At 59.9% G+C, this 12,746-nt stretch carries 11 protein-coding genes and 1 pseudogene; 6 read left to right on the forward strand and 6 right to left on the reverse strand.

What is annotated here, in order from left to right; all coding sequences use genetic code 11:
• The 3 genes from ACM6JM_RS16475 to ACM6JM_RS16485 all read left to right on the forward strand — a co-directional run bounded on the left by ACM6JM_RS16475 (window position 1) and on the right by ACM6JM_RS16485 (window position 4,087).
• The gene (locus ACM6JM_RS16475; protein WP_085666879.1) at window positions 1–567 is read left to right on the forward strand and encodes an RNA polymerase sigma factor; all 567 of its coding nucleotides are present in this window, start codon (window positions 1–3) and stop codon (window positions 565–567) included.
• Window positions 564–1,553: a FecR family protein gene (locus ACM6JM_RS16480; protein ID WP_085666878.1), complete on the forward strand. Its 990-nt coding sequence runs from the start codon at window positions 564–566 to the stop codon at window positions 1,551–1,553. Before ACM6JM_RS16475 ends, ACM6JM_RS16480 begins: the two co-directional genes overlap by 4 nt.
• A gap of 104 nt (window positions 1,554–1,657) precedes the next feature.
• Window positions 1,658–4,087, forward strand: a complete 2,430-nt coding sequence (locus tag ACM6JM_RS16485; protein WP_414882223.1) for a TonB-dependent siderophore receptor — start codon at window positions 1,658–1,660, stop codon at window positions 4,085–4,087.
• Here ACM6JM_RS16485 and ACM6JM_RS16490 read toward each other — a convergent pair whose 3' ends face one another.
• Entirely contained in the window at window positions 4,088–4,963 is an 876-nt protein-coding gene (locus tag ACM6JM_RS16490; protein ID WP_414882224.1) for a helix-turn-helix domain-containing protein, read from the reverse strand.
• 139 nt (window positions 4,964–5,102) lie between these two features.
• On the opposite strand from ACM6JM_RS16490, the gene ACM6JM_RS16495 reads away from it, so the two are divergent.
• A complete protein-coding gene (locus ACM6JM_RS16495) occupies window positions 5,103–6,005 on the forward strand; it encodes a DMT family transporter (RefSeq protein WP_103385692.1) in 903 nt (300 codons plus the stop codon).
• Between the two features lie 28 nt (window positions 6,006–6,033).
• Here the strand turns inward: ACM6JM_RS16495 and ACM6JM_RS16500 are convergent, their stop codons facing one another.
• The 3 genes and pseudogenes from ACM6JM_RS16500 to ACM6JM_RS16510 form a co-directional block, all read right to left on the reverse strand.
• The gene (locus ACM6JM_RS16500) at window positions 6,034–6,543 is read right to left on the reverse strand and encodes a DUF2165 family protein (RefSeq protein ID WP_039769411.1); all 510 of its coding nucleotides are present in this window, start codon (window positions 6,541–6,543) and stop codon (window positions 6,034–6,036) included.
• 151 nt (window positions 6,544–6,694) lie between these two features.
• Window positions 6,695–7,669, reverse strand: coding sequence for a 2-hydroxyacid dehydrogenase (locus tag ACM6JM_RS16505; RefSeq protein WP_039769412.1), 975 nt, complete (start codon window positions 7,667–7,669; stop codon window positions 6,695–6,697).
• 650 nt (window positions 7,670–8,319) lie between these two features.
• Window positions 8,320–8,532 (reverse strand): annotated as a pseudogene (locus ACM6JM_RS16510) (LysR family transcriptional regulator); the annotation flags it as partial.
• Between the two features lie 276 nt (window positions 8,533–8,808).
• Here ACM6JM_RS16510 and ACM6JM_RS16515 point away from each other — a divergent pair.
• On the forward strand, window positions 8,809–9,270 hold the full coding sequence (locus ACM6JM_RS16515; protein WP_039769416.1) for a hypothetical protein: 462 nt from the start codon (window positions 8,809–8,811) through the stop codon (window positions 9,268–9,270).
• Between the two features lie 121 nt (window positions 9,271–9,391).
• Here the strand turns inward: ACM6JM_RS16515 and ACM6JM_RS16520 are convergent, their stop codons facing one another.
• Both ACM6JM_RS16520 and ACM6JM_RS16525 read right to left on the reverse strand, forming a co-directional pair.
• Entirely contained in the window at window positions 9,392–9,766 is a 375-nt protein-coding gene (locus ACM6JM_RS16520) for a DUF6124 family protein (protein WP_039769418.1), read from the reverse strand.
• 317 nt (window positions 9,767–10,083) lie between these two features.
• Window positions 10,084–11,052 (reverse strand): LysR family transcriptional regulator, encoded by a 969-nt coding sequence (locus tag ACM6JM_RS16525; RefSeq protein ID WP_039769420.1) that lies wholly within the window; start codon window positions 11,050–11,052, stop codon window positions 10,084–10,086.
• Window positions 11,053–11,234: 182 nt separating this feature from the next.
• Between ACM6JM_RS16525 and ACM6JM_RS16530 the strand changes: the two genes are divergently transcribed.
• Complete coding sequence (locus ACM6JM_RS16530) at window positions 11,235–12,746, forward strand: efflux transporter outer membrane subunit (protein WP_414882226.1); 1,512 nt, start codon at window positions 11,235–11,237, stop codon at window positions 12,744–12,746.

Consider the following 12,746-nt stretch of genomic DNA (forward strand, 5'->3'; position numbering starts at 1 on the left):
ATGCTGATCGGCCATCCTCCCGAACACCGCGACGACGAACCCCACGGCGCCCGTGCGCATTTTCTTCAGGTATTCCTGTCCCAGCGTTCGCAGATGGAAGCGCTGGTGAGCCGGCGCGTCGGTTGCCGGGCGACGGCAGCGGATCTGGTGCAGGATCTGTTTCTGCGTTTCTGGCGTCGGCCGCTGGTGCAGGTCGAAGAGCTCAGCACTTATCTGTTGCGCTGCGCCGGCAATATCGCCATCGATCATTTGCGCAGCGAAGGCGCGCGGGTGCGGGTCAACGAAGGCTGGCAACCGGATGAGCCGGACAGCAGCGCCAGCGAACCGCAGGCGGCGCTCGAAGCGGGCAACGATTTGCGCCATGTCGAAGCGGCGTTGCGCGCGCTGCCCGAGCGCACGCGGCAGATTTTTTTGCTCAATCGCATCCATGGCCGCAAGTACGCCGAGATCGCCAAGGCCATGGGCCTGTCCCAAAGCGCTGTGGAAAAACATATGATGCGCGCCCTCGAGGCCTGCAAGGCCAGCCTGCGGGAAACCGCGCCACGCCTGCCAGGGAAAGCACCGTGAATCACACCGAACGCGTCATCCCGACGCCCGCTCAGGAGCAGGCCGCTTTCGCCTGGCTGAGCCTGCTGCATGACCGCCCGAGCACCGGTGATCAACTGACGTTCAGTCAATGGCTGCACGCTGACCCGGCCCACGCCGAGGCCTATGCCCAGGCGCAAGTGGTGTGGGAATTGAGCGAAGGGCCGGCGCGCACTCTGGCCGATGAAGACGCGCTGGCGTTGCAGGGGTTGCTCGATGCGATGGACCGGCCGCGTCGTCCGCAGGTCCGGCGTTGGGCCGGCGCGCTGGCGATGGCGGCCTGTCTGCTGCTGATGATCAGCCTCGGCAGCGGTTGGCAGCCGCAGCGCTGGATCGATGATCTGGGCGCTGATTACGTGTCGGCACCGGGCGAGATCCGCACCGTGACCCTGGCCGATCAATCACAGGTGACGCTGGACGCCGACAGCGCCATCGCCGTGGATTTCAGTCACGGCGAGCGGCATGTGCAATTGCGCCGAGGGGCCGGATTCTTCAGCGTGACTCACACGGGTGATCCCTTTGTGGTCGAGGCCGAGAAAGGCCAGGCGCGAGTGTTGGGCACGCAGTTCGAAGTGCGCCTGCAACCTCATGGCGCACAAGTCACTGTGCTTTCAGGGCGCGTCGGCGTGACGGCGGCGCGTGATGCCGAGCAGCAGATTCTCACCGCCGGCCAGCAAGTGGCGTACGGCGCCGGCACTGCAGAAAAACTCCACGCGGTGGACAGCGAAGCTCAACTGGCCTGGCGCCAGGGTTGGCTGACTTACTACAAGTCGACACTGGCCGATGTGGTGCAGGATCTGCGGCGTTATTACTCCGGACGGATCGTGTTGCTCAACGACGAACTGGGCGCGCGCAAGGTCAGCGGCAGCTTTCCGAGCAAGGATCCGCAAGCGGTGCTGAACTCGCTGCAAGGGGTGTTGGGATTCGAGCAGCATCAGGTGTTGGGCAAGCTGATCATCCTGCGCTGAAAATATTTTCAACTTTGTAGTGAGGTAAACCCGACCGCCATCCGTGTAGTGACTGAAACTGCGAGTCATTCGCATCCGTTGCGGTTCTACACAGGTCATGAGCAATGAAGTCCAGGGCAAAATCGGGTTCGGTCAAACAGTGGTTGGGCGTTTCGGCCTTGAGTTTTTCGGCATTGGCCCTGTTGCCGCTGAGCGTGGCGCTGGCCGCTGAATCCGTCAGCAGTCAGCCACAAAAGCAATTCAGTTTTTCCCTGGCTGCCAAGCCGTTGCCTCAGGCCCTGAGTGATTTCAGTCGTGTCACCGGGCAGAGCGTGGTCTATACCGATGAAGCCCCGTATGGCCTCACTGCTCCAGCGGTCAACGGCCAGATGAGTGCCGAGCAGGCGCTGCAACGTCTGCTCACCGGCTCCGGCCTGACCTTCCGCCGCACCGACAGTCATACCCTGGCGCTCGAACCGCAACCGACCGCAGGCGCGTTGAACCTCGGCGCGACGAGCATCACCTCGGTGGTCGACCAGCCGATGAGCTACCAGCCACCGGAAACCAGTTCGGTGATGCGCTCTTCCGCTTCGCTTCAGGAAATCCCCCAGACCGTCAACGTGATTGCGGCCCAGGTCATTCGTGATCAGGCACCGCGCAATCTCGATGACGCACTGGCCAACGTCAGCGGCATCACCCAGGGCAACACCTTGGGCAGCACCCAGGATTCGGTGATGACCCGCGGTTTTGGCGATAACCGCAACGGCTCGATCATGCGCGACGGCATGCCGCTGGTGCAGGGCCGTGGCATGAACGCGACCGTGGATCGCGTCGAAGTGCTCAAGGGCCCGGCCTCGCTGCTCTACGGGATTCAGGACCCGGGCGGCGTGGTCAACATGGTCAGCAAGAAGCCTGAACTGACCCAGTACAACGCGCTGACCCTGCGTGGCTCGACCTACGGCGACGGCAAGAATGGCAGCGGCGGCTCGTTCGACAGCACCGGTGCGCTGGGGGATTCCGGCCTCGCGTATCGCATGGTGCTGGACCACGAAGACGAGGATTACTGGCGCAATTTCGGCACCCACCGTGAAACCCTGATCGCGCCGTCGCTGGCCTGGTATGGCGAGCGCACCAAGTTGCTGTTCGCTTATGAGCACCGCGAATTCCTGACCCCGTTCGATCGTGGAACCCTGATCGATCCGCGCACCAACCATCCGCTGGACATCTCGCGCAACGAGCGTCTCGACGAGAAATTCAACGACATGGAAGGCCGCTCGGACCTCTATCACTTCGAGGCCGACCACGAACTCAACGACGACTGGAAAGCCCATTTCGGCTACAGCTGGAACCGCGAAACCTACGACGCCAGCCAAGTCCGCGTAACCGCGATCGACACCAAAAAAGGCACCCTGACCCGCAGCATGGACGGCACGCACGGCGCGATCAGCACCGACCGCTTCACCACCGCCAGCCTCGAAGGCAAGGTCAACGTGCTGGGCATGCAGCATGACCTGGTGTTCGGCGTCGACGACGAGTACCGCAAGATCTACCGCGCCGACCTGATCCGCCAGAAAAGCCTGAGCACCTTCAGTTACGTCAATCCGGTGTACGGTCGTGAGGTCGAAGGCACCACCGTCAGCCCGGCGGACAGTGCGCAGACCGACGAACTGCGCAGCGATTCGGTGTTCCTGCAGGACTCGATCCACCTCAACGACCAGTGGATTCTGGTGGCCGGCGGGCGTTTCCAGGAATACGACCAGTACGCCGGCAAAGGCGTGCCGTTCAAGGCCAACACCGACAGCAACGGCCAGAAGTGGGTGCCGCGCGCAGGTCTGGTGTATCGCTACACCGACGCATTGTCGTTCTACGGCAGCTACACCGAATCGTTCAAACCCAACTCGACCATCGCGCCGCTCAGTGGCAGCAGCACCGTGCTCGACGGCAGCATCGCGCCGGAAGAAGCCAAGTCCTGGGAGTTGGGCGCACGTCTCGACATACCGGGTCGCATCACCGGCAACATCGCCCTGTTCGACATCAAGAAACGCAACGTGCTGGTGGCCAATTCCGAAGGGCCGACGACGATTTACAGCGCCGCCGGCGAAGTGCGTTCCCGGGGCCTGGAAGTAGACCTGACCGGTCAGCTCAGCGACCGCTGGAGCATGATCGGCAGCTACGCCTATACCGACGCCGAGGTTACGGAAGATCCGGACTACAAAGGCAACAGGCTGCAGAACGTGGCGAAAAATACCGGCTCGCTGTCGGCGGTCTACGACTTCGGCAGTGTGATCGGTGGTGATCAACTTCGGGTCGGCGCCGGCGCGCGCTATGTCGGTGAACGAGCGGGTAACGCGGTCAACGATTTCGATCTGCCGAGCTACACCGTGGCCGATGCGTTCGCCACTTACGACACCAAAGTCGAAGGGCAGAAGGTCAAGTTTCAACTCAACGTGAAGAACCTGTTCGATCGTACCTACTACACCTCGGCGGCGAGCCGTTTCTTCGTGTCGATGGGCGATTCGCGGCAGATTTCGTTGTCGAGCACGCTGGAGTTCTGATCAGCGCAAAAACGCCTGGCGATAATCGCCGGGCGTTCCACCCAGCACCTGGCGAAAGCGGTTGGTGAAGTGGCTGGCACTGGCAAATCCGCACGCCAGGGCAATCTCCCCCAGCGGCAACGCTGTGCCCCGCAACAACTCCCGCGCCCGACTCAAACGCCGCGCCAGCACATACTGATGTGGCGGCAGTCCGAAGCTCACCCGGAACATCCGCGCGAAGTGGTATTCCGACAACGCACACAACCCCGCCAGTTGCCCGAGGCTGATCGGCTCGGCCAGTTGGCTGTCGATGAACTCCACCAGTTGCCGACGTTGATGCGACGCCAGCCCGCCCTTGAGACGCAAGCCGTGGCGTACGCCGACCTGGCTCAACAAGGTTTGGCTGATCAGTTCGTGGGCCAGGCTGCTGGTCAGCAGACGCTCGCCAGGCTCGTCCCAATTTAGAGTGAGTAACTGGCGAAACCGTCGGGCCTGTTGCGGATCTTCCAGAAAAGTCTGTTCGCGCAGCTGCATTTCCCGGGGCTCGCGATCCAGCAGCGTGACGCAACCCAAGGCAAATTGTTCGGCGCTGAAATACAGGTGGGCCAGGCGAATGTCGCCATTGATCACCCACCCCGACTCGTGGTCGGCTGGCAGGATGCACAACTTGTCCGGACTGCCTTTGTTTCCGGGGGCACCACGGCGGAACGTGCCGGTGCCGCCAGCGATGTAGCAGGAGAGCGTGTGATGGCTCGGCGCGTCATAGTCGCGGGCGTCGTGGTGGTTGGTCCACAAGGCTGCGGACAGACCGTCCCCCAGCTCGGCGCTGCGCACAAGGCATGCGTTGGGCGAGCTGTTCAAGGCTTGAAAGACTTGCAGGGTATCGATGGCGACCATGGTCGGTTCTCTTCAACGCCTTGCATCCTACTCCGTAGATGTTGCGCTGCCAGCCTGCGCGCCGACAAAAGCGCAAGTTTATGCAAGCGAGGGGTGAAGGCGCAGGCGGACACTGAAACCCAATCGAGGAGTGTCTGCCATGAACCTGTCGTTGTATTTGTTAACTGTGCTGATCTGGGGCACCACCTGGATTGCCCTTAAATGGCAACTGGGCGTGGTGGCGATTCCGGTGTCGATCGTCTATCGCTTCGGTCTCGCGGCGCTGGTGTTGTTCGCGCTGTTGCTGCTCAGCCGTCGCCTGCAACCGATGAATCGGCGCGGGCATCTGATCTGTGTGGCGCAGGGGTTGTGCCTGTTCTGCGTCAACTTCATGTGTTTCCTGACTGCCAGCCAATGGATCCCCAGCGGTCTGGTGGCGGTGGTGTTTTCTACCGCAACGTTGTGGAACGCGCTGAATGCGCGGGTGTTCTTCGGCCAACGCATCGCGCGCAATGTGCTGATGGGCGGGGCTCTGGGGCTGTCGGGCCTGGGCCTGTTGTTCTGGCCGGAGCTGGCCGGGCATCACGCCAGTCCGCAAACCTTGCTCGGTCTTGGCCTGGCGCTCTGCGGCACGCTGTGTTTCTCGGCGGGCAACATGCTCTCGAGCCTGCAACAGAAGGCCGGCCTCAAGCCGCTGACGACCAATGCCTGGGGCATGGCCTACGGCGCGGCGATGCTCTCGGTGTGGTGTCTGGTCAAAGGCATTCCGTTCGAGATGGAATGGACGTCGCGCTACATCGGCGCGCTGCTGTACCTGGTGATACCGGGTTCGGTGATCGGTTTCACGGCGTACCTGACGCTGGTCGGTCGCATGGGGCCGGAGCGCGCCGCCTATTGCACGGTGCTGTTCCCGGTGGTGGCTTTGAACGTTTCGGCCTTTGCCGAAGGCTATCAATGGACGGCACCCGCATTGGCGGGGCTGGTATTGGTGATGCTGGGGAATGTGCTGGTGTTTCGTAAACCCGCAGTTGCAGTTGTTTCCACGCATGGAAAGTTGGCCTGAGATCGATTTGGCTTTGAGCGCTGTCTATTCAGCGCTCGTTTTTCAATGTTATGAAAATCAGTACAGGCAATATGAAGTCGACAATATGTCGTGCCCAGTCTTTCGCATTCCATACTTGTGAAGTGTCCATGTCGAACCATTCAACACCGATGGTTTGCAGGCAAACGTAATAGGTGAAGATTGCGATCAGCAAGCCAATGATCGAGAACCTTTTTGCCTCGTGAAATACAGCCGCAGATTCATTGACTTTGCGATAGAGATAATAAGTGCCGAGCAGGCAATAGGCGGTGTAGATCGCTTCCGTCGTGATGATGAACCAATAGATCCGATGGTGCATCATGGGCGATTCAATCGCCCTGTAACGTATGTTCTCGTTGATTTGAGTGGTATCCATACTCAGGATATGTCCGACGTACACATAGTTTGCCGAGTAGTCGGTCAGGTTTCCGTACATCACCAATAGTCCAAAAAAACTGATGTAGGCCATCAGGCAGACTTTGCTGTAACGGATTAATTGATCGGTATTGGAAATTCTCAAGGTGGCTATTCTCTGGAGTGTTTATCGTTATATTTGATAAGTCCGGAAATTTTATAGCGCGATAGTTTATTTTGTTGGTGTGTTGATTTTCAAAGTATGTATTGGCTGTAAGTTGTGCGGGCAAGTACTTTGCAATACTTGCCCGATTTATTTATCCGCGCCAGACCTGCGGGTTCACCAGATCCTGCGGACGCTCGCCGAGCAGGGCACTGCGCAGGTTGGCCAGGGCACGATTGGCCATGGCTTCGCGGGTTTCGTGGGTGGCCGAACCGATGTGCGGCAAGGTCACGGCGTTTTTCATCTGGAACAGCGGTGACTCGGCCAGCGGTTCCTTCTCGTAGACGTCCAGACCGGCACCGCGAATCCGGTTGTTCTGCAATGCCTCGATCAATGCCGGCTCGTTGACCACCGGGCCGCGGGAGATGTTCACCAGAATCGCATCCGGCTTCATCAGCGCCAGTTCGCGATGGCTGATCAGGTGGCGGGTCTTGTCGCTTAGCGGCACCACCAGGCAAACGAAGTCGGCCTCGGCCAGCAGTTGGTCAAGACTGCGGAACTGTGCGCCGAGTTGCTGTTCGAGTTCGGTCTTGCGGCTGTTGCCGCTGTAGAGGATCGGCATGTTGAAGCCGAAGTGGCCGCGACGGGCGACGGCGGCGCCGATGTTGCCCATGCCGACGATGCCCAGGGTCTTGCCGTGCACGTCGCAACCGAACAGCGGTGCGCCGACGCTGGCCTGCCATTGGCCGGCCTTGGTCCAGGCGTCGAGTTCGGCGACGCGGCGGGCGCTGCTCATGATCAGGGCGAAGGCCAGGTCGGCGGTGCTTTCGGTGAGCACGTCCGGGGTGTTGGTAAGCATGATCCCGCGTTCGTTGAAATAGGCGAGGTCGTAGTTGTCGTAGCCGACGGAGACGCTGGAGACCACTTCGAGTCTGGCGGCGGTTTCCAGTTGGGCCTTGCCGAGTTTGCGACCGACGCCGATCAGGCCGTGGGCGTGGGGCAGGGCTTCGTTGAACTGGGCGTTGATGTCGCCGTTTTTCGGGTTGGGGACGATGACGTCGAACTCCTGTTGCAGGCGTTCGATCATGGGCGGGGTGATGCGGCTGAAGGCCAGGACTGTTTTTTTCATTGGCATTTGGCTCGGGCTTGGCGGCTGGTGTGATTGCCAAGCAAGCTAACATTTTCTGTTTGGGGTTGTCTTGGCGGCCTTTGGGCCGACCAGGTTCTTGGGGGGGGGGCGTGAATATCCGTTGCTGCGGTAACGGCTTCTTAGGGTTTCGCCCTTACGGCGAGTCACTTTTTTCAAACGCCAAAAAAGTAACCAAAAACGCTGGGCCCCGGCGTTCGGCACCTCGCCTAGGCTCGGTGTTCCTTCGCTCCGGGACTCATCCGGGGGCACCGCCTCCGGTTTGCTTCGCTGCACCTCCTCTCGGTGTGTTCGACTTCGTCGAACGGCGCTTCGCGCCCACCCCCAGATGAATCCCTCCACTCAGCCTGCCGAAGGGGCCGGCAAGTCAAAAGCGGTACTCGAGCTAACGCTCATTGTGTTGAGTGGTGGAAAGCCAAAGCGGAGTTATGTGCGTTTTAGAACCTGAGTTCACCTCGGTGTTGATCGTTCCCACGCTCTGCGTGGGAATGCAGCCCGGGACGCTCCGCGTCCCAATTCGAGCTGCCAGTGACGATGGCATTCGCTGGCAAGTCCGTTCAGTCAGAGCGGCTTGGCTGTGGGTTGGATGACGTTGTACTTCGACGTTATTCAGCAATCGCTTCACGCCAAACTCAATTCGCCACCCGCACCCCCGCCAGACTCCCACTCATCTCATAAGCCGCCAGTTCCGCCTGATGCCCCGCCAATATCTCCGGCAGCGAACCACGCAGGTATTCAACCCAGGTCTTGATCTTCGCATCCAGGTACTGCCGTGACGGGTAAATCGCATACAGGTTCAGTTCCTGCGAGCGGTAGTTCGGCATTACCCGCACCAGTGAGCCGCTGGCTTGTGCGCCGAAAAGCCTCTTGGGTTTTTGGGTGAATACACGGTTTTTCGGGGGGCGCTCCCTGTTCATCTGGAGTCTCTCCTGGTGTTGCTTTTCTAAACTGCGCTGAACTTTTGATGACTTCGCTTCTAACAAAAAGAATCGTCGATAAAGAATTTAATTGCGAATAGTTATTTAAGGCTGTCAGTTCTGACAGGCGCAGTAGAATAATAATACTGGCAGTCTTTTATTTCGCATTTTCGGCGGCAGTCAACCTTGATAAAAGGACTTCTCATGAAGAATGAATTTTTTCTGTTTTCAAACCAACAAAAAAATGTGAGCGGTACGGGCAATGTTCTCATTGATAGTCTTGCACCATTCAACGGCGTGGTTGACACCTTTATAACAGATGGTGAGGAAGTTTACGTTAGTGCACGTCAGCAATTTGATGCCAAGCGATCAGGGTCTCTGACGTTCAGGTTTAAAGCTGATATCACTAATGGTAAGCATGATTATGAGGCAGATTCAGGGCTGTCTATTAGTTATGCTTTGCTCGAAAAGGTCGAAGGGGGGACAAAAATCACGCCATTTCCGGCTGTTTACGGTAGTGGAACTGTAGCTGTGACTTTCGACTATGATAAAGGTGCACTGGCAGTTGGATTTAACTTGGAAGTTCAAAACAGTCCTACTGAGCCAAGGTTGAAAGCGATTGGTGCATTCAGAGATGTTTCAGGTCTTGAGCATGTGAAGAAGTAACACGGCTCTATTTTGATCGTCCCCACGCTCTGCGTGGGAATGCAGCCCGGGACGCTCTGGGTCCCATCCTGGCTGCCAGCGAATGCAGTTATCGCTGGCAGGTCGGTTTGGTCAGAGCGGTTTAGCTGTGTGTGGGATGACGTTGTACTTCGACGTTATCCAGCACGCGGTTCACGGCGAGCTCGGCGAGCATGATGACTTGTTGAATGCCCAGAATCCGGTGTCGCTGTGGTGAGTCGACATAGGCTGCCACGTCACTGGCCATGACGCTGGCCGAGGCCAGGGATTCGCAGGCGTGGGCCAGCAGGCTTTCGTCGTCCATGTCCGGTGAAATCTGGAACATTTCGCTCGGTTTGCGGCCGGGGCATTTTTTCGGGAGAGGGTTCAGGTAGTGGTCGAGCGCGCGTTCGGCGGCGTCGTGGAGTTTGTTTGAATCGGCGGATTCGTAGGGCGAGGTGTCGTTGGTTTCAGGGGGATTCGGAGTAAGTTTTTTCATGGCAAAGATCCTTAAGTCTTGGAGGAGCTGCCATTTTTCGTTTTCCAGGCGAAAGAGGTGGCAGCTGTACGCGGACTGGAAAAACCGGAAAGGATCAAACCCGGCAGACCCGAAGGTCTCCCACGTACAGCTACCATAACGTCGCGAAAAAACGCCGCATTATGTCATGGGCTGTGATCCTGAACTTCGGGTTTTCCAGACCCGGCCGCTGATGCGTCAGCGACCCTCAAAAGCCTATCCACCTCGTTTCCGAGGGACAACCGACGCGACTTGTCGGAAACGTCCCCCCAAATCACCCCGTCTGTAGGACGGTAAACTCAGTTCGCGAGCCTGGCTCCACCCAGACTCCCACTCATCTCATAAGCCGCCAACTCCGCCTGATGCCCCGCCAATATCTCCGGCAGCGAACCACGCAGGTATTCAACCCAGGTCTTGATCTTCGCATCCAGGTACTGCCGTGACGGGTAGATCGCATACAGGTTCAGTTCCTGCGAGCGGTAGTTCGGCATTACCCGCACCAGTGAGCCGTTGCGCAAGCCTTCAATCGCCGCGTACACCGGCAATACGCCGACACCCATCCCACTGGTGATCGCGCTTTTCATCGCGTCGGCGGAGTTCACCAGGAAGGGCGAGCTGTTGATAGTGACCACTTCCTGACCGTCAGGACCATCGAAGGCCCATTTTTCCAGGGGGATCACCGGGCTCACCAGGCGCAGGCAGGCGTGGTTCAGCAGGTCGCTGGGTTTTTGTGCGCAGCCGTTGGCTTTCACGTAGGCCGGCGAGGCGCAGACGATGCTGTAGGTGATGCCCAGGCGTTGCGAAACGAAACCCGAGTCCGGCAGTTCGCGGGCCAGGACGATGGACACGTCGTAGCCTTCGTCGAGCAGGTCCGGCACGCGGTTGGCCATGGTCAGGTCGAAGGTCACGTCCGGGTGGGTCTTGCGGTAGCGGGCGATGGCGTCGATCACGAAGTGCTGGCCGATGCCGGTCATGGTGTGCACTTTCAATTGTCCGGCCGGGCGGGCGTGGGCCTCGCTGGCTTCGGCTTCGGCCTCTTCGACGTAGGCGAGGATCTGCTCGCAACGCAGCAGATAGCGCTTGCCGGCTTCGGTGAGCGCGATGCGGCGGGTCGTGCGATTGAGCAGGCGGGTTTGCAGGTGGGCCTCAAGGTTGGAGACCGCGCGCGATACGTTGGCGGTGGTGGTGTCGAGCTGCACGGCGGCGGCGGTGAAGCTGCCGGCTTCGGCCACACAACTGAAGGCGCGCATGTTTTGCAAAGTGTCCATGGGGTGCTCTCAAGGGAGATGGCAAATTGTGACACGAAGTTTCAGGGTCTGAGACCCCCGACCAAGGGATTATCTCGTTAACGGTAACAAAGATTCACAGGATTCCCAGCTTATCGCCGTAATGGCGCCCCCCTAGAATTGCGCCCACCTCGAAACATCTCCCACCTCAGGAATTCGCAGCAGTGCCGCGTCGCATCAACAGAGCGCTTTTGCCGCTCAGTGTTCTGGCTCTTTCGTTAGGTCTCGGCGGCTGCATTGGAACCGGAGGAATTGCCCCGCAGGGCAAGGCTCTGGAGGCTAATGAACTGGCCACCGACGAGGCCATCGCCCACGCCGCCCGTGACGCAAACTGGCCCACCGCCCAATGGTGGCAAGCCTACGGTGACCCGCAACTCAACCATTGGATCGACCTCGCCGTGCAGGGCAGCCCGACCCTGGCCATGGCCGCCGCGCGCGTGCGTCAGGCCCGGTCCATGGCCGGTGTGGCCGAAGCGGCCGAGTCGTTGCAGATCAATAGCGAGTCGACCCTCAAGCGCCACAACTGGCCGACCGATCAGTTCTACGGCCCCGGTGAGCTGGCCAACAGCACCACCTGGGACAACAACGCCGCGCTGGGTTTCAGTTACGCCCTCGACCTCTGGGGGCGTGAAAGCAACAGCACCGAGCGTGCGGTCGATCTGGCGCACATGAGCGCGGCCGAGGCGCGGCAGGCGCAACTCGAATTGCAGAACAACATCGTGCGCGCCTATATCGAGCTGTCGCTGCATTACGCCCAGCGCGATATCGTGGCGGCGACGCTCAAGCAGCAACAGCAGATTCTCGAACTGGCACAGAAACGCCTGGACGGCGGGATCGGCACCCACTTCGAAGTCAGCCAGGCCGAAACCCCGCTGCCGGAAACCCATCGGCAACTGGATGCGCTGGACGAAGAAATCGCCCTGAGCCGCAACCAGATCGCTGCACTGGCCGGCAAGGGGCCGGGCGCCGGCGCGCAATTGCAGCGGCCGACCCTGTCCCTTGGCACAGCGCTCAAACTGCCGTCGGCACTGCCCGCCGAACTGCTCGGCCAGCGTCCGGACGTGGTCGCCAGTCGCTGGCAAGTGGCGGCGCAGGCGCGCGGGATCGATGTGGCGCATGCCGGGTTTTACCCTAACGTCGATCTGGTCGGCAGCCTCGGCTACATGGCCACCGGCGGCGGGGCGCTGGAGTTCCTGACCGGCAAGAAACTCAACTACAACGTCGGCCCGGCGATCTCGCTGCCGATCTTTGACGGCGGGCGACTGCGTGCGGAGCTTGGCGAAGCGTCGGCGGGTTACGACATCGCCGTCGCGCATTACAACCAGACCCTGGTCAATGCGCTGAAGAACATCTCGGACCAGTTGATCCGCCGCGAGTCGATGGACAAGCAGCAGACATTCGCCGCCGAATCCGTGGCCACGGCGCAGAAGACCTACGACATCGCGATGATCGCCTACCAGCGCGGGCTCACCGATTACCTCAACGTGCTCAATGCGCAGACCTTGCTGTTCAAACAGCAGCAGGTGCAGCAGCAGGTGCAGGCAGCGCGGTTGAGTGCCCATGCGGAACTGGTGACGGCATTGGGTGGTGGACTTGGTGCGGGTAAAGACGTGCCGACTGCCGCACAGACCGCCGCCCCGAAAACCCCGGCCCTTCTTCAAGCCCTCGACCACTGA

The sequence above is a fragment of the Pseudomonas sp. IT-P2 genome (assembly GCF_949767575.1).
Classification (GTDB): Bacteria; Pseudomonadota; Gammaproteobacteria; order Pseudomonadales; family Pseudomonadaceae; genus Aquipseudomonas; species Aquipseudomonas pharyngis.